We start from the raw sequence: 18,724 nt of genomic DNA, 5'->3' as shown, positions 1-18,724 counted from the left end.
CGACAATCGAAAGCCGGGCGCAGCGCGCGAATGTCGATAGGACCTAGGTCGGGTTTGCGCGTGCGGGATTGGGCGCGGGCTATCTGCGCCGCGCCCGTCGTCGTCAGTCGTCCCAAATGGGCAGCGGCTGAACGTCCTGCGGGGTCAACGAGATGACCAGCCGGTTGGCGTCGAGTGCGAAGGCTTCGATCGGCACGATGACGTCGTCGCGGTCGGGGTAGCCATCATCGTCGTCGAAATCGACGACGAGATGCGTGGCGGTTTGACGGTCGGGCCCGACGATTTCTTCCACGTCGCCGATCTCGACGCCGGCCTGCGAATAGACGTCGATGTCGTCGAGGAGATCAGCGGCGATGCCGAAGGGCGCAACCATCGCGCGATCGTCGACCTCTACGAGCGTCGTCTGCGCAAGGGTTGCGCCCGAGAGGGCGGTCGTGAACGTGGCTGCTACGAGGATTCTGGTGAAGGCCATGGGCAGTCGGTCTCCTGTTGCCTATCTCTTTGCGGCGGCCGAGCCGCCGAAGGAACGGGCGCGCATTTCCGCAACGCCCCGCGCGCGGCTTGGATGCACGCGACATCCCACCATTGTTCCATCAAGATTGAATGCGCGCTGAACGGACCCCGTGCCGAGTAACGAGCGGTCTCGCGATCGGGTCGCTCCGATCGGTCGACGATGCGGTCATTCGACCTATTCGGGCACGGCGCTTCAGGCGTCCGCGACGCTCAGGCAGCTTTCAGCTTACATCCGGCCGCACATCGGCAAGCCGACCCGGCCAGCGCCGCGCCAACGGCACGTACGTGGCGATAGCCAGCGGCCGTGACGCGATCGCGCGGTCCCGGGCGGTGTTCCGCTGCGCCGCGCGGGCTTGCGGGCGAGACGTCGAGGGCTCTCCTGGGCCTTCGCACCCCCTGGGACCGCTCGGCGGGAGGCTCGACGTGCGAAAAGGCGTGACGACGGCCCGTAATGCGAAAGGCCCGGTCGAGACCGGGCCTTTCGTCTTCGATGACCTTCCAGATTAGGCGGCGGACATCGCCTTCTGGAGGTTCTCGTCCACCTTGTCGAGGAAGCCGGTCGTGGAAAGCCACGGCTGGTCCGGGCCGATGAGGAGGGCGAGATCCTTGGTCATGTGGCCGGCCTCGACCGTGTCGATGCAGACCTTCTCGAGCGTGTCGGCGAACTTGGCGAGCTCGGCGTTGTCGTCGAGCTTGGCGCGGTGAGCGAGGCCCCGCGTCCAGGCGAAGATCGAGGCGATGGAGTTGGTCGAGGTCTCCTGGCCCTTCTGGTGTTGGCGGTAGTGGCGCGTGACGGTGCCGTGGGCGGCCTCGGCCTCCACCGTCTTGCCGTCCGGCGTCATCAGGACGGAGGTCATCAGGCCAAGAGAGCCGAAGCCCTGCGCCACGATGTCTGACTGCACGTCGCCGTCGTAGTTCTTGCAGGCCCAGACGTAGCCGCCGGACCACTTCAGGGCGGAGGCGACCATGTCGTCGATCAGGCGGTGCTCGTAGGTGAGCTTGCGCTTCTCGAACTCCGCCTTGAACTCGGCGTCGAACACCTCCTGGAAGAGATCCTTGAAGCGCCCGTCATAGGCCTTCAGGATGGTGTTCTTGGTGGACATGTAGACCGGATAGTTGCGCATCAGCCCGTAGTTGAACGAGGCGCGCGCGAACTCGCGGATCGAATCGTCGAGATTGTACATCGCCATCGCAACGCCCGAGCCGGGCGATTGGAAGACCTCGTGCTCGATCGTCTCGCCGTCCTCGCCGACGAACTTGATCGTCAGCGTGCCTTTGCCGGGGAAGCGGAAGTCGGTCGCGCGGTACTGGTCGCCGAAGGCGTGGCGGCCGACGATGATCGGCTGCGTCCAGCCCGGCACGAGGCGCGGCACGTTCTGCATGATGATCGGCTCACGGAAGATCACGCCGCCGAGGATGTTGCGGATCGTGCCGTTGGGCGAGCGCCACATCTTCTTCAGGCCGAACTCCTCGACGCGCTGCTCGTCGGGGGTGATCGTGGCGCACTTCACGCCGACGCCGTGCTTCTTGATGGCGTTGGCCGCGTCGATCGTGATCTGGTCGTTCGTCTCGTCGCGCTTCTCGACCGAGAGGTCATAGTACTCGAGATTGATGTCGAGATAGGGGTGGATCAGCTTGTCCTTGATGAACTGCCAGATGATCCGGGTCATCTCGTCGCCGTCGAGTTCCACGACCGGATTTGCGACCTTGATCTTCGCCATGCGTCAGCCTTCCCTTGGCGCCGGTGCCGGGCCTTGCGGCGCGGCACTTTCGGCGCTCCTCTTCAAAAAACGTCAGGGCGCGTATAACACCCGCTCCGCTGCCTGCAAAGGCGAGGATGGCCTCGCTTTCGAGGTGGCGGCGAGGCCGGGCTGACGGCCTCTTTGACGATGTGCAGGATGGGTGCGGACGTGGCGGGAACGAACCGGAGCGACGAGTGGCTGAGCGGCGGGCCGGCGGTGGTTCTCGTCGAGCCGCAGCTCGGCGAGAACATCGGCATGGTCGCGCGCGCGATGGCCAATTTCGGCCTGTCGGACCTGCGGATCGTCAACCCGCGGGACGGCTGGCCCAGCGAGAAGGCGCGTGCCGCCGCCTCCCGCGCGGACCCGGTGATCGATGCCGCTCGCCTCTTCGACACCGTGGAGGCGGCCGTGGCCGATCTTCGTTACGTCGTCGCGACGACCGCGCGCCCGCGCTATTCGGTCAAGAGCGTCATCGGCCCGGCCGAGGCGTCCGACAAGCTGCGCGAGCGCATGGGGCAAGGCGAGGGCACCGGCATCCTCTTCGGGCGTGAACGCTTCGGCCTTTCGAACGAAGAGGTCGATCTGGCCGACGAGATCGTCACCTTCCCCGTGAACCCGGCCTTCGCCTCGCTCAACATCGCGCAGGCCGTTCTTCTGATGAGCTACGAGTGGATGCGCGCCAGCGGCGCTGCGGGCGGGCGACCGCGCGTCGAGTCGCCGCCCGAGCCGCCGGCACCGAAGGAAGACCTCTTCCGCCTGTTCGCGCATCTGGAAGGGGAACTGGACGAGACGGGTTACTTCTTTCCGCCCGAACGGCGCCCGGCGCTCGTCCACAACCTGCGCAACCTCCTGACGCGCGCCGAACTGACGGAGGGCGAGGTCCACGCACTGCGTGGGGTGATCCGATCGCTCCGGCGCGGGGCGGGCGCGGCGTGAGCGACAAGCCGATCATCGTCTTCGATTCGGGTGTCGGCGGCCTCACGGTCCTGCGGGAAATGCGCGTCGTCATCCCGGACCGGCGCTACGTCTTCTTCGCCGACGATGCGGGTTTTCCCTACGGGGACTGGGAGGAGGAGGCGCTGATCGAGCGCATCTGCGACCTCTTCGGCACGCTGATCGATGATCTGAATCCGCAACTTGCCGTCATCGCCTGCAACACCGCTTCCACGCTGGTGATGACCGAACTTCGCACGCGGTTCGACATCCCGTTCGTGGGCACCGTGCCGGCGATCAAGCCCGCGGCGGAGCGCTCGCGCTCGGGCCTCGTCAGCGTCCTGGCGACGCCCGGCACCGTCAAGCGCGGCTATACGCGCGGCCTCATCACGGACTTCGCCAAGGATTGCGAGGTGACGCTTGTCGGCTCGAAAAGACTGGCGGCGCTGGCCGAGGCGCATATCCGCGGGGAGCGCGTCGGCTTCGACGAGTTGGAGGCTGAAATTTCAGGCTGCTTTGTGGAGCGCGACGGCCGCCGCACCGACATCGTCGTGCTCGCCTGCACGCATTACCCGTTCCTCGCCAACATGTTTCGCAAGATCGCGCCCTGGCCGGTGGACTGGCTGGACCCGGCCGAGGCCATCGCGCGGCAGGCCGCGAAGTTTCTGCCGGACGTGGTCGCCTCGCTGCCCGAAGGTTTCGATCGTGCCGTTTTTACCGCAGGGACGCCGGACTATCCGACGCGACGGCTGCTGCATGGCTTCGGATTGGCGTGCAACTAGCGCGATGAGAGCTGGATGTCGGTTGTGCTGACATTTTCGCCGTTCACCTGATCCGTGACGGTGAAGGAAAAGCCGTTCGAGCCGGCCCGGATCGTCATCGTGGCGGTCGAATCACCGAAGACGGGCGCGGGGTAGGTCAGCGTCATCGTCAGCGTGTCGCCGCTCAGGCGCCCGCCGGAAAGCTGCGCCGGACCGGTCGCGCCGCCGATATAGACGCCGGAGAAACTCTCGCTCGACGGATCGTAGCGAATCTGTGCACCGATCTGCCGCGTGAAGACGACCGCTGCGCGGCAGCTTCCGGAGATGTCGAGTTCCGTTTCCGAGGGTAGCGTGCCGTTCACCTGGCAGGAGACGCGGCGCGGCTGCGGATCGACGTCGCGCTGGACGGTGCCCGAACCGGAGAACTGTCCCTCGAAGCGCGTTAGATAGTCCGCCTCGGCCGACGCGCCGGTCGTGGCGGCAAGGACGGCGAGGCACGCGGCAAGGGTAGTCGGGAAGGGCTTCATTCCGGGGACGTCTCCATTCTTCTCCGTCACAGGTTGTCAGGAACCGACGTCGCCCCTGTGACGTTCGATGCGCGACGAGAAACCACACGGCAGTTCCATGGACCTCATTCGCATCATCTGCGCCATCATCCTTCCTCCTCTCGGCGTCTTTCTGCAGGAGGGGCTTGGCAAGCACTTCTGGATCAACATCCTTCTGACGCTGCTTGGCTACATCCCGGGCATCGTCCATGCGGTGTGGATCATCGCCCGCCGCTGAAGTGTTGGCGGGACGACACGCGATTGACATAGGCAGGCATCGCCACTAGGAAAGCCGCAGCCGGTGGGGCCTGCCCCCGCCGGTTTTACGTGTCCCGTGGGCGGGCAGCTCTTGCAGCGCCGCCCTGTCAGTTCGCCAATAGGCGAGCAGAGGAGGGCGCGTTTCCTCGCCCGGCGGAATGGGTCCGTCCGGGCATCTTCGTTTGAAGGAAATGCGATGAGCAAGCGCGAAGCTTCCAAGTACAAGATCGATCGCCGTATGGGCGAGAACATCTGGGGTCGTCCGAAGTCCCCGGTGAACCGTCGCCAGTACGGCCCGGGCCAGCATGGCCAGCGCCGCAAGTCCAAGATGAGCGATTTCGGCACGCAGTTGCGCGCCAAGCAGAAGCTCAAGGGCTACTACGGCGACGTGTCCGAGAAGCAGTTCCGCAAGATCTACGAGGAAGCTGCCCGTCGTCGTGGCGATACCTCGGAAAACCTGATCGGCCTGCTCGAGTCGCGTCTCGACGCGATCGTGTATCGCGCCAAGTTCGTGCCCACGATCTTCGCGGCGCGTCAGTTCGTGAACCACGGCCATGTCAGCGTCAACGGCGTGCGCACCAATATCGGTTCGTTCCGCTGCAAGGCCGGCGACGTGATCGAGGTTCGCCAGAAGTCCAAGCAGCTCACCGCGCTGATCGAAGCGACGCAGCTCGCCGAGCGTGATGTGCCGGACTACATCGAGGCCGATCACTCCAAGATGGTCGCGACCTTCGCCCGCGTGCCCGGCCTGCACGACGTGCCTTACGCCGTCGTGATGGAGCCGAACCTCGTCGTCGAGTTCTACTCGCGCTGATCGGCGGACGCCATTCGATTTCTGGAGAAGGCCGCGCTCGTCGCGGCCTTTTTCGTTAGGATGGCAGGAAAACGCCGGCCTGAAGGATCATCGAAGCCATGCTGGATTCGCCGGAGTTCGAAATCGCCGGGGCCGAGCCCGAGGGTGGCTTGTCGTTGTACCGGGGCGCGCCGCAGAGCGGTGCGTTCAACAAGCTGCGCAAGCGGCTGATCCGCCAGACGCGCGAGACGATCGATAGCCATGCGATGGTGCGGCCGGGCGCACGATGGCTGGTCGGCCTGTCCGGCGGCAAGGACTCCTACACGCTGCTGGCACTGCTGATGGACCTGAAATGGCGCGGGCTTCTGCCTGTCGACCTTCTCGCTTGCAATCTGGACCAGGGCCAGCCGAATTTTCCGAAGCGTGTCCTGCCGGAGTTCCTGACCGCGCACGGCGTGGCCCACCGTATCGAGTATCGCGATACCTATTCGGTGGTGAAGGAGAAGGTGCCGGCAGGCGCGACCTATTGCGCGCTGTGCTCTCGTCTGCGACGCGGCAATCTCTACCGCATCGCGCGGGAGGAGGGCTGCGAGGCGCTCGTTCTCGGCCATCATCGCGATGACGGGCTGGAGACGTTCTTTCTCAACATGATGCACGGCGGCAAGCTGTCGGCGATGCCCGCCAAGCTCCTGAACGACGAGGGCGATCTTCTGGTATTGCGCCCGTTGATGGGCTCGGCCGAGGACGACATCGCGCGCTTCGCCGCAGCGATGGCCTTTCCGATCATCCCCTGTGATCTGTGCGGCAGCCAGGACGGGTTGCAGCGCAACGCGATCAAGGCGTTTCTCGGCGATCTGGAACGGCGGTTCCCCGGCCGCAAGGAAACGATGGCAAAAGCCTTGGCGAACGTGCGGCCGGGCCATCTGAACGACCCGGCCCTGTTCGATTTCGCGGCGCTGGCGCCGCGAAGCTGAGTCGCTATTCCGCCGCCTGCTCGCTCCCGCCGGTCACCGACACGGCCTCCGGCGCAGCATTGCGCGCACGGAAGAGCTGGCCATTCTCGGCGATGAACACGCAGACGAGCGAACCCGCCGACAGCACGAGGAAGCCCGTCAGGAGCGGAATGGTCGTGCCGTTGTAGAGGTAGCCGATCGCGGCGCCGATGAGCCCGCCGCCCAGCGTCTGCAGGAAGCCCAGCACCGAGGAGGCCGTGCCGGCCACGTGACCGAGCGGGTCCATGGCCAGCGCGTTGAAGTTCGTGCCGATGAGGCCGAACATGCAGAAGGTCAGCGCCGTCAGCGGCAGGAAGGCCCAGAAGGGCGCCGAACCGCCCATCGCGATGGCGATGACGAGCTGGATGCCGCCGAACACCATGAAGGCAATCAGCGCCCCGTGCGACAACCGCCGCGTGCCGAACCGCTCGACCAGCCGCGAATTCGCGAAGGAGGCGCAGGCCATGAGGATCGCGACGGCCGAGAAGTACAGCGTGAACTCCGGGCCGATGCCGTAGACGCCGGTGTAGACCTGCTCGGCCTGGCTGATGAAGGCGAAGAGGACACCGAAGATCAGCGCGGTGGCCAGCGCATAGCCGAAGGCCATGCGGTTCGTCACGACGGTGCGAAACGCCAGAAGCACGCGTTCGGCGGTCAGCGGGATGCGGTCATCCGGATGCAGCGTCTCGGGCAGGCGCAGCAGCGACCAGATCGAAACGACCAGGCCGAACGCCGCCACCACGAGGAACAGCTCGCGCCAGTTGCCGAACATCATAACGACCTGCCCGAGATTGGGGGCCAGCACGGGGATCACCATGAAGATCATCATCACGATCGACATGACGCTCGCCATACGCCGTCCGTCAAAGAGATCGCGCACGATCGATACGGCGACGACGCGCGTCGCCGCAGCGCCGATGCCCTGGATCGCGCGAAAAGCGAGAAGTGCGCCGAAGGTCGGCGAGAACGCGGCCGCCACCGAGGCAAGCGTATAGATCACGAGGCCGACGATCAGGATGGGCTTGCGACCGAAGCGGTCGGACAACGTGCCGTAGAGGATCTGCGCCGCGCCGAAGCCGAGCACATAGGCGGTGATCGCGAACTGGCGGCTGTTCTCGTCCGCGACGTCGAGCGCGGCGCCGATATTGGCGAGCGCCGGGATGACGATGTCGATGGCCGCGGCGTTGAGCGCCATCAGGCTGGCGATGAGCGTGACGAGCTCCCAATGGGGGAGCCGGCGCGGCGGGGTCGGCGCGGAAGGCATGGTCGGATCTTTCTCGAATTCAGGCGCGCGACGAACCACGCGGAGGCGGATCGCAAGCCTGCCTGATCATATAGCCGCCGAACATGACAAAGCGAAGGCCCGCTTGCACGAACGGGCCTTCACGTTTTTCAAAAGCTGCGAGGTAGGCGCTGCTCAGGCCGTCTGTGGTGCCGAAACCGCGATGCCCTTCTCGGCGAAGAAATCCTGCAGTTCGCCTGCCTGGAACATCTCGCGCAGGATATCGCAACCGCCCACGAATTCGCCTTTCACATAGACCTGCGGGATCGTCGGCCAGGAACCGTATTCCTTGATGCCGTTGCGCAGCTCGTCCGAGGAAAGGACGTTCACGCCTTTATATGGCACGCCCAGATAGTTGAGGATCTGTACGACCTGGCCGGAAAAGCCGCACTGCGGAAAATCCGGCGTGCCCTTCATGAAGACGATGACGTCGTTCGTCTTCACCTCGTTGTCGATCCACTCGTTGATTCCGCTCATGGTGAGCTCCTGTCATTGATCTCGAAACGAACATGGCCAGGCCGGGCCCGAGCCGTTCGCGAAAAACCTATTTCGGCGCGCTGGTCTGGAGCGCCAGCGCATGGAGGATGCCGCCCATGTTCCCCTGCAACGCCTGATAGACCATCTGGTGCTGCTGGACGCGCGACTTGCCGCGAAAGCTCTCGGAGACGACGTCGGCTGCGTAATGGTCGCCGTCGCCTGCCAGATCCCGGATCGTGACCTGCGCGTCCGGGATGCCGTCCTTGATCATCTTCTCGATGTCATGGGCGTTCATGGGCATGGGGCGCGTCTCCTCGAATCCTGCCGGCACATGCCGAAAGGATAGGAAGTTTGGCCTGCGCCCGCAATGAGCGGCCCTCAGGCCGCTTCCTGCGCGGAGGCACCGGACATGAAGTCCGGGAACCAGCTTTCATGCGCGATCGTCAGTTCGGCAAGCGGCAGGTCGATCGCGCCTTCGACGACGAAGCGCTCGCCTCCGGCCATGCCCAGGCGGCGTATTTCGACACCCGAATCCTTCGCCGAGGCGAGCACCGCGTCGGCCGCATCCGCGGATACGGCGATGACGTAGCGCGCCTGATCCTCACCGAAGAGGGCAGCGTGGCGCGCGCCCACGACGACCGCGCGAAGGCCGACATTCGAGGCCATCGCGAGCTCGGCGAGCGCGACAGCGAGGCCGCCGTCCGAGAGGTCGTGGCAGGTGCGCACGGTTCCGGCTCGGATCAGCCCGCGCACGAAGTCGCCGTTCGCCTTCTCCCGTGCGAGGTCCACCGGCGGCGGCGCGCCTTCTTCGCGACCCTCGATCTCACGCAGATAGATCGACGCGCCGAGATGCGTGCCGTCGCCGCCGACGAGCAGAAGAACGTCTCCCGCAGCCATGTTGTCGGCCCGCGCGGTTCTCGTGCGGTCCTCCACCAGGCCGACGCCGCCGATCGTGGGCGTCGGCAGGATGCCTTGACCGAAGGTCTCGTTGTAGAGCGAGACGTTGCCCGAGACGATCGGGAAGGCCAGCGCCTCGCAGGCCGCGCCGATGCCCTGCACGGCCTTCACGAACTGGCCCATGATCTCGGGCTTTTCAGGATTGCCGAAATTGAGGTTGTCGGTCGCCGCCAGCGGCTCGGCGCCCGTGGCGGTGATGTTGCGCCAGCATTCGGCCACCGCCTGGGCACCGCCCTGGAACGGATCGGCCTCGCAATAGCGCGGCGTCACGTCCGAGGAGAAGGCGAGGGCCTTGGTCGGGTGGCCGTCGACGCGCACGAGCCCGCCGTCCCCGCCCGGCCGCTGCAGCGAATTGCCCTGGATGAGCGTGTCGTACTGCTCGAACACCCAGCGCCGGGAGGCGATATCCGGCGAGCCGATGATCTTCAGGAGCGCCTTGCCGTAGTCGGCGGGCTCGGCGATCTGCGAGGCGGTGATCGTCGGCAGCACTTTCGGCTCGACCCACGGGCGGTCGTATTCCGGCGCCTCGTCGCCCAACTCCTTGATCGGCAGATTCGCGACCTCGCGGCCTTCGAAGAGGACGCGGAAGCGCAGATCGTCCGTCGTCTTGCCGACCACGGCGAAGTCGAGGCCCCATTTGACGAAGATCGCCTCGGCCTCGGCCTGCTTCGAAGGCTCGAGCACCATGAGCATACGCTCCTGGCTCTCCGAAAGCATCATCTCGTAGGCGCTCATGCGCTCCTCGCGCACCGGCACCTTGTCGAGCTGCAGCTCGATGCCGAGATCGCCCTTGGCGCCCATCTCGACAGCCGAACAGGTGAGGCCCGCCGCTCCCATGTCCTGGATGGCGATGACGGCGCCCGTCTCCATCAGTTCGAGGCAGGCTTCCAGAAGGCACTTCTCGGTGAACGGATCGCCGACCTGCACGGTCGGGCGCTTCTCCTCGATCGTGTCGTCGAACTCGGCGGATGCCATCGTGGCGCCACCAACGCCGTCGCGCCCGGTCTTTGCGCCCAGATAGACGACCGGCAGTCCGACGCCCTTGGCCTGCGAGTAGAAGATCGCGTCGCTCTTCGCCAAGCCTGCGGCGAAGGCGTTGACGAGGCAGTTGCCGTTGTAGCGCGGATGAAAGTTCACCTCGCCGCCGACCGTCGGCACGCCGAAGGAATTGCCGTAGCCGCCGACGCCAGCAACGACGCCGGCCACCAGGTGCCGGGTCTTCGGATGGTCGGGCGCACCGAAGCGCAGAGCGTTCATCGCCGCAATTGGGCGCGCGCCCATGGTGAAGACGTCGCGCAGGATACCGCCGACGCCCGTCGCCGCGCCCTGATACGGTTCGATGTAAGAGGGGTGGTTGTGGCTCTCCATCTTGAAGACGACGCACAGCCCGTCACCGATATCGACGACGCCAGCGTTCTCTCCGGGGCCCTGGATGACGCGCGGACCCTTTGTCGGCAGCGTGCGAAGCCAGCGCTTGGACGATTTGTAGGAGCAGTGCTCGTTCCACATCGCCGAGAAGATGCCGAGCTCGGTGATCGAGGGCTCGCGGCCGATGAGGTCGAGGATGCGCTGATATTCGTCCGGCTTGAGGCCGTGGGAGGCGACGAGGTCCGGCGTGATGGCGATATCGGTCATGGACTCGGCTTCGATGCGAGGTCAGGGTTTCTGGTGAAGGCTCTAGCGCGGCGCGCCGCGCGATTGAAGCCCCGCGTGGCTCAACGGGCGCGCACCCACAGACGCGGGTCGGCACCGAGCCGTCGGCATGGCGCGGCCTCGGCGGCGGAACGCAGGATCAGGACGTCGTCGTCGGCCTGCGAGATGAAGTCTTCGACGACCCGGCGCTGGAGTACGAGGAGGGTGTAGTCGGCGGTATCGCCGGCGCCGGCCGGTGAGCGCACGCACACGCCGTGGCCGCGCTCGTCCGAGAAGAGAAGCCCCGCCAGCCGATCGACGCTCGCACGGCGATAGACGACCGCCGCCGTCTGTTCGACATAGGCGATCTCGGACGCCGTCAGCGGGATCGGCCGGAGGGCGGGCGGCGTCTGCGCATCACTCGACGCACAGCCGGATAGCACCGCGCCGACGGCGAGAAGCAATGTCGGCAGCCGTAGGATGCGCGCGTCGGGCAGGGTGGTCAGCAGTTGTCCGGCTCCAGTTGATGATCGCGCCCAAGCATGTCGCCAGCCTGCGCGGCCCGCAGGGCGCAGAGTGTCAGGAAGACATAGGCGGTCAACTCGGCCGTTTCCTCCAGAATGTTCCATTCCACCGCTTCCCCGACCTGGCCGAGAACGATCAGCGGAACCGGCAGGATAAGCGGAACGAGGCGTGGCAGGAACTGGCGAAGCCGGGCGAAGGAGGACACGCTTGGCCGCATTCGCCGCAGCGTCGGGTTCGCCAGGACGAGAAGCACGACCGCCAGCGCGGAGGCCACGAAGACGGCCGTCTTGTAGCCATCTGCGAAGCATGGGCCGAATGCGTAGAAGTCGCTCGCGCAGCGTGGCGTCTCGCGCGTCAGGAACAGGACGCAGATCCAGGCGAGGCCCACCGCGGCGAGCCCGGCCCATTCGCGCAGCCTGTAGCCGGCACGTACGAAGAGGCAGGCGGCGAGGAAAAGGAGCGCCGCCTGCATCATCTCGACCGGGCCGTTCTCGACGAAGAGGCCTCCGCGCCAGTCCGAGAGCGCGATGATGGCCGCCGAACCGCCGAATGCGAGCATGGCCAGCATGAGGTCGAGAAGGCGGGGCGAGGAAAAACGATACATGATCGGCCGTTGTCGGACTGCTCAGGCGGTGCAGGACGATCCGCCGCCGGCCCATCTGTCTACATCGGCCTGGATGCGCGAACCTGCCGCCTCGCCCAGCAGAGGGCCATATGTCGAGACCTCGCGAGAGCCGCTCTGGCCCTCGACGACGAGAAGCGGCCGATCCTCCACCCGCCCTTTCGGGACGAGCAGGAAGCGGGGACGGCCTGAGAAGGATGAAAGCTCGGGGGCCAGGCTGAAGCGCGAGAAGGCGGGATCGCCCGAGCGGATCCAGCAACGGTTGGCAAGAAGCGTGAGGCGCTCCATCCGGTCGAGTCCGGTATCCTCGGCCGCCCCTTGACCGGGCGTCGGCGCCTGCGTGGCGCAGCCGCCGAGCATCAGCGCGACGATCCCGCCTACGAAGGCGTGTTTCACGCGGCCTCTCGCGCGGTCGCGATGCCGAGCACGCTTTCGAAGATGCCTCGCCCGTCTGTGCCGCCATGCTCCGGCTCTACGAGATTCTCCGGGTGGGGCATCAGCCCGAGGACGTTGCCGGCCTCGTTGACGACGCCGGCGATGTCGCGGATCGCGCCGTTCGGGTTCGTCCCCTCGGCATAGCGGAACACCACCTGGCCGTTGCCCTCGACGCGCTCCAGCGTCTCATCGTCGGCGAAGTAGTTGCCATCGTGGTGGGCGACCGGGCAGCGGATCACCTGGCCTTGCTCGTAGGCTGTGGTGAAGCGTGTCTGCGCATTCGCGATCTCGAGCTTCACCTCGCGGCAGACGAAGTTGAGGCTCGTGTTGCGCATCAGCGCGCCGGGCAGGAGGCCGGCCTCGCAGAGGATCTGGAACCCGTTGCACACGCCAAGCACCGGGACGCCCCTGGCGGCCCTTTCGGCGACGGCCCGCATGACGGGAGAGCGTGCGGCGATGGCCCCGCAGCGCAGATAGTCGCCGAAGGAGAACCCCCCCGGCACGACGATGAGGTCCGCATCCGGCACCTCGGTCTCGGTCTGCCAGACGGTCGCGGGGCGCTGGCCGGTGATCGCCGTCAGGGCGGCGATCATGTCGCGGTCGCGGTTGAGGCCGGGGAGAAGGACGACGGCGGTCTTCATGGCAGGGTCAGACGATCTCCACGGCGTAGTTCTCGATCACCGTGTTGGCGAGAAGCTTCTCGCACATGGCGTCGAGCGCGGCGCGCGCCTTGTCAGGATCGCTTTCGGCGATCTCGACGTCGAAGACCTTGCCCTGGCGCACCGCGCCCACGCCGTCGAAGCCCAGCGTGCCGAGCGCGCCTTCGATGGCCTTGCCTTGAGGGTCGAGAACGCCGTTCTTGAGCGTCACGAGGATGCGCGCCTTCATGGAATGATCCGTCTGTCCTGCGAGTATACGAGCCTGAGAGCCGGTGCCGGTTTCGACGACTTCCGTCGCCGCCTTACTTGACCAGCACCGGCCCGGAAGGGCGGGGCGGTTCGTTCTCGTTCATGATGCCGAGCCGGCGGGCCACTTCCTGATAGGCCTCGACGAGGCCGCCCATGTCGCGGCGGAAGCGGTCCTTGTCGAGCTTGTCGTTGGTGGTGACATCCCACAGACGGCACGAATCGGGCGAGATCTCGTCGGCGACGATGATGCGCATCATGTCGCCTTCGAAAAGGCGCCCGGTCTCGATCTTGAAGTCGACGAGCTGTATGCCGACGCCGAGGAAAAGGCCGGAGAGGAAATCATTGACACGGATGGCCAGCGCCATGATGTCATCGATCTCCTGCGGGCTCGCCCAGCCGAAGGCCGTGATGTGCTCTTCGGACACCATCGGATCGTCGAGCTGGTCGGCCTTGTAGTAGAACTCGATGATCGAGCGCGGCAGCACCGTGCCTTCCTCGATGCCGAGGCGCTTGGCGAGCGAGCCCGCCGCGATGTTACGCACCACCACCTCGAGAGGGATGATCTCGACTTCCTTGATCAGCTGCTCGCGCATGTTGAGCCGCTTGATGAAGTGCGTCGGAATGCCGATGCGGTTCAGATGCGTGAAGATGTATTCCGAGATGCGGTTGTTCAGGACGCCCTTGCCGTCCACAACCTCATGCTTCTTCTTGTTGAAGGCGGTCGCATCGTCCTTGAAGAACTGAACCAGCGTGCCGGGCTCGGGGCCTTCGTAGAGAATCTTGCCCTTGCCTTCGTAGATCCGGCGGCGACGTGTCATGGAGGATGCTCGATCGTGACGGTTGACCGGGGCGGAAAGGCCCGCACCGGATAAAGCTGTTAAGGCCGGTGAATAGACCAAACAAGCCGGTGAAACAATTGCCGCTCCGCCGCGGTGCCGGCGCGATCGGTCTTCAAAATCGGTGACGCACACCTAAGTGCGCTGACATCGCAATTCAAAGGAGGCTCTTCATGTCGCTCAACGATCGCCGTAACGACATCGAATCGCGCTATGCGCACGATCAGGAGATGAAGTTCAAGATCGAGGCGAGGCGCAACAAGCTCGTTGGTCTCTGGGCGGCCGAAAAGCTCGGCAAGACGGGTGCCGAGGCAGACGAGTACGCACAGGAAACCGTGAAGGCGAGCTTCATGCGGCCGGGCGACGAGGGCGTCTTCGCCAAGCTTCGCGCCGATTTCGACGCGGCGAATGTCGATCAGTCCGACCACCAGATCCGCCGCCATCTGGCCGAGCTTCTCGTGGAGGCGGAGGCGCAGGTCGCGGCGGCCTGAGGCCATGCCGATTCCCTCCCTGAGGGGCGGAGGGTTCCGTCTCTCCGCCTGGTCGTCGCTGCCGGATACCGGCGTTCTCGAAAGCCTGATGGCCGCGTCGTTCGACGCGATCGTCCTCGACATGCAGCACGGCATGCACGACGTGCGCTCGATGGAAGCGGGCATCACCATCGCGGCGCGCGCTGGCAAGCCGGCCATCGTGCGAGTGCCGGTGGGCGACCTCGCCTTCGTGTCACGCGCGCTGGACTTCGGCGCGGCGGCGGTGATCCTGCCGATGATCGAGACGGTCGAGGATGCGCGGGCCTTCGTCGATGTCGCGAAGTACCCGCCGCTCGGCAACCGCTCCTTCGGGCCGAGCCGAACCGTGGCCTTGCACGGCTACGGCATCGGGGCGGACTACATGCGGGCCGCGAATGATTCGACGCTCACGCTCGCCATGATCGAGACGCAGTCCGCCTATCGCGATCTCGACGCGATCCTTGCCGTCGAGGGGATCGACGGTGTCCTCGTCGGCCCGGCGGACCTGTCGGTCGCGCTTCTGGGCCGACTCGACCCGAACTGCGCCGAGACGATCGAATTGACGGCGCATATAGCGCATCGCGTCGCTGCCGCCGGAAAGTTCGCTTCAATCTACGCGTCGGACGCCGAAGCTGCGCATCGCGCGAAGGCGCAAGGCTTCCATCTCGCCGGCATTTCGTCCGACATGGCGATGCTGAAGAGCGCCGCCGACAGCTTGGCCGGCAGCGTCGAGCGATGACGTCTACTGGTCCGTCGGCGCCGGCAGGCGGGCCAGGAACTTGCCGAAGGTGAGAAGGCCCTCGGGCCAGGGGCCGTGGCCGCTTTCGGCGTTAAGGTGCCCCGATTCGCCTGCGTCAACGAAGACCGAGCCCCAGGCGGCCGCAATGTCCTCCGCGGCCTCGATCGAGGAGAATTCGTCATTGCGGCTGGCGATCACCATCGAGGGGAAGGGCAGCGGATCGCGCGGATAGGGGCCGAAGGAACGGAAGTGCTTCGGCCGCAGGTTCTCGCGCTCGATGTCCGGCGGTGCGACGAGGAAAGCCCCGGCGACGGGCACACGGAACAGCGGGATCGCGCCGATCGCGGACGGCACGCCCAGCGAGTGCGCGACAAGAACGACCGGCTTTTCCGCCGTGTTCACCACATCGGCCACCGTACGTGTCCAATCCTCGACGACCGGCTTCGACCACTCGGCCTGTTCGACGCGACGCGCGGTCGAGAGCTTGCGCTCCCACCGGGTCTGCCAGTGCTGATCGGAAGAACCGGTGTAGCCCGGCACGATGATGATGTCGGCTTGGGAAACGCGCATCGCGGCCAAGTGGATCGCGACGCGCGCCGCGTCAAGTCTGCGGCCTCACAGCAGCGGGCTGATGAGCCGCGTGACGTTCTCGGCGAGCTTGACGAAGAAGCCGCGCTTCTCCCATTCGACCGGGTCGAGGCGGTGGCTCTTGCCACGGTAGTCTCGCTCGATCCGGCGCAGCCGCTCCACCAGCGGCTTGTCGTATGCGACGAGCGTGACCTCGGAATTCAGCTCGAAAGACCGCCGGTCCATGTTGGCCGAGCCCACGATCGCGATGTCGTCGTCGATCGAGAGGTGCTTGGCGTGCAGGAAGCGCTCGCGATACTGCATCACCTCGACGCCCGACGACATGAGCTCCTCGTAGTAGGACTGCTGCGCGTGGTCGATGAGCTTGCTGTTGGTCGTCGAAGTGACGAACAGCGTCACCTCCACGCCCTTGGCAACGGCCGTCGCCATAGCCTGAAGCAACGGCTCGTTCGGAATGAAGTAGGGCGTGGCGAGCACGACCTTCTCGCGCGCCGTATGGATCAGGTCTGTAAACAGGATGTCGACCCGCGCCTCCGGGTAGTCCGGGCCCGTCGGCAGCACCTGCGCCATTGCCGTGCCGGCACGCTCGCCGCTCGGCGCCGGCATCAGGGCAGGCGAGGCGATGTCCTCCTCCGTCTCGAGATACCAGTCGCCGATGAAGATCGCCTGCAGTTCGAGCACGACGGGGCCGCTGACGCGCGCCATCACCTCGCGGTAGAAGCTTTTTGGTTCGTATTCGATGCGGTGCATGTTCTGCGAGCCGACCCAGCCGATGAGCCCGTCGATGACCACGATCTTGCGGTGGTTGCGCAGGTCCGCGCGCGTCGCGCGGTTCCAGATCGACAGCGGCAGGATCACGCGCAGGTTGACACCCGAGCCTTTCAGGCGCTTGCGAATCTTGGCAAGGTCCGCGCGCGAGCCCATCGCGTCGACGAGAAGGCGGCAGGTCACGCCGCGCTTCACCGCCCGTTCCAGCGCGCTCAGGACGCGGTTGCCGGCTTCGTCGTCCTGAAGGATGTAGAACATCACATGCGCATGGTTCGTCGCACGGTCGATGTCTCCGGCGATACGATCGACGACGCGGTTGTAGTCGGCGTCGAGGTCAATCGCGTTGCCGGAAAGGCAGGGCAGGCGGCCGATGTTGCGGATCAGCGTCGAGGCCATTCGGTGGCGCGGCTCGAGATTGTCGCAGCCACCGCGCTGGTCGAGCGAGAGGTCGCCGAGCGCCTTCTCGATGATTCTGGGAACTTCCTTCAGCCGCTTCTTGCGCCACCGCGGATGTTCGGCGTGACCGAGCGCGAGGTAGATGACCAGAGCCGCCCAGGGCAGGAAGAAGAAGAGGATAAGCCAGCTCTGAGCGGCGGCAGGTGATCGGCGAAAGGGGATGTAGATCAGGGCGCCGAAGATGATCGTCCAGTTCGCGATCGCGAGCGCATAGGCCCAGAAGGCGCCGTTGAAGAATTCCATTCGTCATCCCCGATCGACCGGGACATTCCCGATCGGCGTGCGCCAACCCTCAAGGCTGGCGCATCGTTCCGCCACATATCATATCTAGGGTCAGCACCCATTAGTGCGATCGAAATGGCACCGGAAGCGGCAAGGAGATGCGAGGAGAAGCGCGAAGGGCGGGGTGGTTCCCCGGTCGAGGGGTTCGACATGGCAGCTCGAAGCCGTTTCGGTGTCCTTCGGATGTGGTCCATCCGCCCGCCTGCTTCGTCACGAGGGCTTGAAAGCCGAAAGGCTTCCAGTGCTCTCGTTCCTCGCATCCGAACGGATGACCTCACACCATTTCGACCGTACTGATGGGTGCTGACCCTGGCAGCACGCGCCGAAGGCCCGGAGAGCACGCCCCATGCCGCGCATCGTCTACGCCAATCTGGGATACTCCCGCGAGATCGACGGTTCCATTGCCCACCATGTGGGGCGCGTGCATCACCACATCTACACGCCGCGCCAGGCACAGGTCCGCAGCCTTACCTTCGTCAAGGAGACGCTGCGCGAGCTGAAGCCGGACCTGTCCTGCTTCGTGGAGATCGATCGTGGGTCGTTGACCAACGGCTTCTTCGATCAGCTCCCCGTCCTTCGCGAGGACCACCACGCGACCGTGCGCATCGATTCGAAATATGCGCTGGGGCGTAAGCTCCACCGCTTCTCGATCTCACGCGGCAAATCCAACGCCTTCCTCGCGAACCATCCGCTGGCGTTCCAGGCGCGCCATCTGTCTCATGGCAAGAAGCGCCTCGTCTACGACATCGACATGGACGGCGTGCGTATCCTTATCGCGCATTGTTCGCTGCTTTACCGCGTGCGCGAACGCCAGTTCGCGGAACTTGCCGAATGGACGCGTGAGCGCGACGTGCCGACGATCGTGATGGGAGACTTCAACATCTTTCGCGGCTGCCGGGAACTGGCACCGCTGACCGGAGACGGCCGCTTCGTTCGACTGAACGAGCCGGACCGGCCGACTTTCCGTTTCGGCCCATACCAGGCCAGCCTCGACACCTGCCTCGTCTCGGCCGACATCGCAGACGCATGTGCCATCGAGGTCGTGCCGCAGCCCTTCTCGGACCACGACATGCTCTGCCTCGACGTCCCGAATCTCTCCAGCGCGCAGGCCGTGCGCGCCGCCTGACACCTTGCAGCCACCTGCGCAATGAGGAAAGGCCCCACCGGTTGG

23 protein-coding genes are annotated in these 18,724 nt (G+C 65.5%); 8 read left to right on the top strand and 15 right to left on the bottom strand.

The window, feature by feature from the left end:
* Window positions 1-103: 103 nt before the first annotated feature.
* Complete coding sequence (locus H1343_RS10005) at window positions 104-472, bottom strand: hypothetical protein (RefSeq protein WP_185982777.1); 369 nt, start codon at window positions 470-472, stop codon at window positions 104-106.
* A gap of 544 nt (window positions 473-1,016) precedes the next feature.
* Window positions 1,017-2,234 (bottom strand): NADP-dependent isocitrate dehydrogenase, encoded by a 1,218-nt coding sequence (locus tag H1343_RS10000; RefSeq protein ID WP_185982776.1) that lies wholly within the window; start codon window positions 2,232-2,234, stop codon window positions 1,017-1,019.
* 189 nt (window positions 2,235-2,423) lie between these two features.
* Between H1343_RS10000 and H1343_RS09995 the strand changes: the two genes are divergently transcribed.
* Window positions 2,424-3,191, top strand: a complete 768-nt coding sequence (locus H1343_RS09995) for an RNA methyltransferase (RefSeq protein WP_185982775.1) — start codon at window positions 2,424-2,426, stop codon at window positions 3,189-3,191.
* Complete coding sequence (gene murI / locus H1343_RS09990) at window positions 3,188-3,970, top strand: glutamate racemase (RefSeq protein ID WP_185982774.1); 783 nt, start codon at window positions 3,188-3,190, stop codon at window positions 3,968-3,970. The genes H1343_RS09995 and murI overlap by 4 nt, the downstream gene beginning before the upstream one ends.
* On the opposite strand, the gene H1343_RS09985 is transcribed toward murI, so the two are convergent.
* Window positions 3,967-4,476: a hypothetical protein gene (locus H1343_RS09985; protein ID WP_185982773.1), complete on the bottom strand. Its 510-nt coding sequence runs from the start codon at window positions 4,474-4,476 to the stop codon at window positions 3,967-3,969. The genes murI and H1343_RS09985 overlap by 4 nt on opposite strands.
* A 97-nt stretch (window positions 4,477-4,573) precedes the next feature.
* Between H1343_RS09985 and H1343_RS09980 the strand changes: the two genes are divergently transcribed.
* From H1343_RS09980 to ttcA, 3 genes are all read left to right on the top strand, one after another.
* Window positions 4,574-4,732 carry a YqaE/Pmp3 family membrane protein gene (locus tag H1343_RS09980; protein WP_185982772.1) on the top strand — a complete coding sequence of 53 codons (159 nt, stop codon included), beginning with the start codon at window positions 4,574-4,576 and terminating at the stop codon, window positions 4,730-4,732.
* Between the two features lie 216 nt (window positions 4,733-4,948).
* Window positions 4,949-5,566, top strand: coding sequence for a 30S ribosomal protein S4 (gene rpsD, locus H1343_RS09975; RefSeq protein ID WP_185982771.1), 618 nt, complete (start codon window positions 4,949-4,951; stop codon window positions 5,564-5,566).
* 98 nt (window positions 5,567-5,664) lie between these two features.
* A complete protein-coding gene (gene ttcA, locus H1343_RS09970; RefSeq protein ID WP_185982770.1) occupies window positions 5,665-6,519 on the top strand; it encodes a tRNA 2-thiocytidine(32) synthetase TtcA in 855 nt (284 codons plus the stop codon).
* A gap of 4 nt (window positions 6,520-6,523) precedes the next feature.
* Here ttcA and H1343_RS09965 read toward each other — a convergent pair whose 3' ends face one another.
* The 10 genes from H1343_RS09965 to purC all read right to left on the bottom strand — a co-directional run bounded on the left by H1343_RS09965 (window position 6,524) and on the right by purC (window position 14,193).
* Window positions 6,524-7,801 carry a multidrug effflux MFS transporter gene (locus tag H1343_RS09965; protein WP_185982769.1) on the bottom strand — a complete coding sequence of 426 codons (1,278 nt, stop codon included), beginning with the start codon at window positions 7,799-7,801 and terminating at the stop codon, window positions 6,524-6,526.
* Window positions 7,802-7,954: 153 nt separating this feature from the next.
* Window positions 7,955-8,296: a Grx4 family monothiol glutaredoxin gene (gene grxD / locus H1343_RS09960; RefSeq protein ID WP_185982768.1), complete on the bottom strand. Its 342-nt coding sequence runs from the start codon at window positions 8,294-8,296 to the stop codon at window positions 7,955-7,957.
* Between the two features lie 67 nt (window positions 8,297-8,363).
* Window positions 8,364-8,597, bottom strand: a complete 234-nt coding sequence (locus H1343_RS09955; RefSeq protein ID WP_185982767.1) for a BolA/IbaG family iron-sulfur metabolism protein — start codon at window positions 8,595-8,597, stop codon at window positions 8,364-8,366.
* Window positions 8,598-8,674: 77 nt separating this feature from the next.
* Window positions 8,675-10,888 (bottom strand): phosphoribosylformylglycinamidine synthase subunit PurL, encoded by a 2,214-nt coding sequence (purL, locus tag H1343_RS09950; protein WP_185982766.1) that lies wholly within the window; start codon window positions 10,886-10,888, stop codon window positions 8,675-8,677.
* 80 nt (window positions 10,889-10,968) lie between these two features.
* Entirely contained in the window at window positions 10,969-11,349 is a 381-nt protein-coding gene (locus H1343_RS09945) for a hypothetical protein (protein ID WP_185982765.1), read from the bottom strand.
* Window positions 11,350-11,387: 38 nt separating this feature from the next.
* The gene (locus H1343_RS09940) at window positions 11,388-12,014 is read right to left on the bottom strand and encodes a hypothetical protein (protein ID WP_185982764.1); all 627 of its coding nucleotides are present in this window, start codon (window positions 12,012-12,014) and stop codon (window positions 11,388-11,390) included.
* A gap of 21 nt (window positions 12,015-12,035) precedes the next feature.
* Window positions 12,036-12,428 carry a hypothetical protein gene (locus H1343_RS09935; protein WP_246332926.1) on the bottom strand — a complete coding sequence of 131 codons (393 nt, stop codon included), beginning with the start codon at window positions 12,426-12,428 and terminating at the stop codon, window positions 12,036-12,038.
* Entirely contained in the window at window positions 12,425-13,108 is a 684-nt protein-coding gene (purQ, locus tag H1343_RS09930; RefSeq protein ID WP_185982763.1) for a phosphoribosylformylglycinamidine synthase subunit PurQ, read from the bottom strand. The genes H1343_RS09935 and purQ overlap by 4 nt, the downstream gene beginning before the upstream one ends.
* Before the next feature lie 7 nt (window positions 13,109-13,115).
* On the bottom strand, window positions 13,116-13,355 hold the full coding sequence (gene purS / locus H1343_RS09925; RefSeq protein ID WP_185982762.1) for a phosphoribosylformylglycinamidine synthase subunit PurS: 240 nt from the start codon (window positions 13,353-13,355) through the stop codon (window positions 13,116-13,118).
* A 73-nt stretch (window positions 13,356-13,428) separates the two neighbouring features.
* On the bottom strand, window positions 13,429-14,193 hold the full coding sequence (gene purC, locus H1343_RS09920) for a phosphoribosylaminoimidazolesuccinocarboxamide synthase (protein ID WP_185985591.1): 765 nt from the start codon (window positions 14,191-14,193) through the stop codon (window positions 13,429-13,431).
* A 191-nt stretch (window positions 14,194-14,384) separates the two neighbouring features.
* Here purC and H1343_RS09915 point away from each other — a divergent pair, with 191 nt between their 5' ends.
* Window positions 14,385-14,702: a DUF1476 domain-containing protein gene (locus tag H1343_RS09915; RefSeq protein ID WP_185982761.1), complete on the top strand. Its 318-nt coding sequence runs from the start codon at window positions 14,385-14,387 to the stop codon at window positions 14,700-14,702.
* A gap of 4 nt (window positions 14,703-14,706) precedes the next feature.
* Window positions 14,707-15,459 (top strand): HpcH/HpaI aldolase family protein, encoded by a 753-nt coding sequence (locus tag H1343_RS09910; RefSeq protein ID WP_185982760.1) that lies wholly within the window; start codon window positions 14,707-14,709, stop codon window positions 15,457-15,459.
* A gap of 3 nt (window positions 15,460-15,462) precedes the next feature.
* Here the strand turns inward: H1343_RS09910 and H1343_RS09905 are convergent, their stop codons facing one another.
* Complete coding sequence (locus H1343_RS09905) at window positions 15,463-16,029, bottom strand: RBBP9/YdeN family alpha/beta hydrolase (protein WP_185982759.1); 567 nt, start codon at window positions 16,027-16,029, stop codon at window positions 15,463-15,465.
* 45 nt (window positions 16,030-16,074) lie between these two features.
* Window positions 16,075-17,514 (bottom strand): cardiolipin synthase, encoded by a 1,440-nt coding sequence (cls, locus tag H1343_RS09900; protein WP_185982758.1) that lies wholly within the window; start codon window positions 17,512-17,514, stop codon window positions 16,075-16,077.
* A 385-nt stretch (window positions 17,515-17,899) separates the two neighbouring features.
* Here cls and H1343_RS09895 point away from each other — a divergent pair, with 385 nt between their 5' ends.
* Entirely contained in the window at window positions 17,900-18,679 is a 780-nt protein-coding gene (locus tag H1343_RS09895; RefSeq protein ID WP_185982757.1) for an endonuclease/exonuclease/phosphatase family protein, read from the top strand.
* The last annotated feature ends 45 nt before the right edge of the window (window positions 18,680-18,724 follow it).

This window comes from Aureimonas mangrovi (assembly GCF_014058705.1).
In the GTDB taxonomy this organism is placed as follows: domain Bacteria; phylum Pseudomonadota; class Alphaproteobacteria; order Rhizobiales; family Rhizobiaceae; genus Aureimonas; species Aureimonas mangrovi.
Note: the sequence above shows the minus strand (reverse complement) of the source record. Positions and strands in the feature narration are given on the sequence as shown.

Excerpts from the sequence above, each read along its gene's own strand:
- cls (WP_185982758.1), bottom strand. The coding sequence starts at position 17,514 with ATGGAATTCTTCAACGGCGCCTTCTGGGCCTATGCGCTCGCGATCGCG.
- H1343_RS09965 (WP_185982769.1), bottom strand. The coding sequence starts at position 7,801 with ATGCCTTCCGCGCCGACCCCGCCGCGCCGGCTCCCCCATTGGGAGCTC.
- H1343_RS10005 (WP_185982777.1), bottom strand. The coding sequence starts at position 472 with ATGGCCTTCACCAGAATCCTCGTAGCAGCCACGTTCACGACCGCCCTC.
- ttcA (WP_185982770.1), top strand. The coding sequence starts at position 5,665 with ATGCTGGATTCGCCGGAGTTCGAAATCGCCGGGGCCGAGCCCGAGGGT.
- purL (WP_185982766.1), bottom strand. The coding sequence starts at position 10,888 with ATGACCGATATCGCCATCACGCCGGACCTCGTCGCCTCCCACGGCCTC.
- H1343_RS09985 (WP_185982773.1), bottom strand. The coding sequence starts at position 4,476 with ATGAAGCCCTTCCCGACTACCCTTGCCGCGTGCCTCGCCGTCCTTGCC.
- purC (WP_185985591.1), bottom strand. The coding sequence starts at position 14,193 with ATGACACGTCGCCGCCGGATCTACGAAGGCAAGGGCAAGATTCTCTAC.
- H1343_RS10000 (WP_185982776.1), bottom strand. The coding sequence starts at position 2,234 with ATGGCGAAGATCAAGGTCGCAAATCCGGTCGTGGAACTCGACGGCGAC.
- grxD (WP_185982768.1), bottom strand. The coding sequence starts at position 8,296 with ATGAGCGGAATCAACGAGTGGATCGACAACGAGGTGAAGACGAACGAC.
- purS (WP_185982762.1), bottom strand. The coding sequence starts at position 13,355 with ATGAAGGCGCGCATCCTCGTGACGCTCAAGAACGGCGTTCTCGACCCT.
- rpsD (WP_185982771.1), top strand. The coding sequence starts at position 4,949 with ATGAGCAAGCGCGAAGCTTCCAAGTACAAGATCGATCGCCGTATGGGC.
- H1343_RS09910 (WP_185982760.1), top strand. The coding sequence starts at position 14,707 with ATGCCGATTCCCTCCCTGAGGGGCGGAGGGTTCCGTCTCTCCGCCTGG.
- H1343_RS09955 (WP_185982767.1), bottom strand. The coding sequence starts at position 8,597 with ATGCCCATGAACGCCCATGACATCGAGAAGATGATCAAGGACGGCATC.
- H1343_RS09940 (WP_185982764.1), bottom strand. The coding sequence starts at position 12,014 with ATGTATCGTTTTTCCTCGCCCCGCCTTCTCGACCTCATGCTGGCCATG.
- H1343_RS09905 (WP_185982759.1), bottom strand. The coding sequence starts at position 16,029 with ATGCGCGTTTCCCAAGCCGACATCATCATCGTGCCGGGCTACACCGGT.
- H1343_RS09980 (WP_185982772.1), top strand. The coding sequence starts at position 4,574 with ATGGACCTCATTCGCATCATCTGCGCCATCATCCTTCCTCCTCTCGGC.
- purQ (WP_185982763.1), bottom strand. The coding sequence starts at position 13,108 with ATGAAGACCGCCGTCGTCCTTCTCCCCGGCCTCAACCGCGACCGCGAC.
- H1343_RS09895 (WP_185982757.1), top strand. The coding sequence starts at position 17,900 with ATGCCGCGCATCGTCTACGCCAATCTGGGATACTCCCGCGAGATCGAC.
- H1343_RS09915 (WP_185982761.1), top strand. The coding sequence starts at position 14,385 with ATGTCGCTCAACGATCGCCGTAACGACATCGAATCGCGCTATGCGCAC.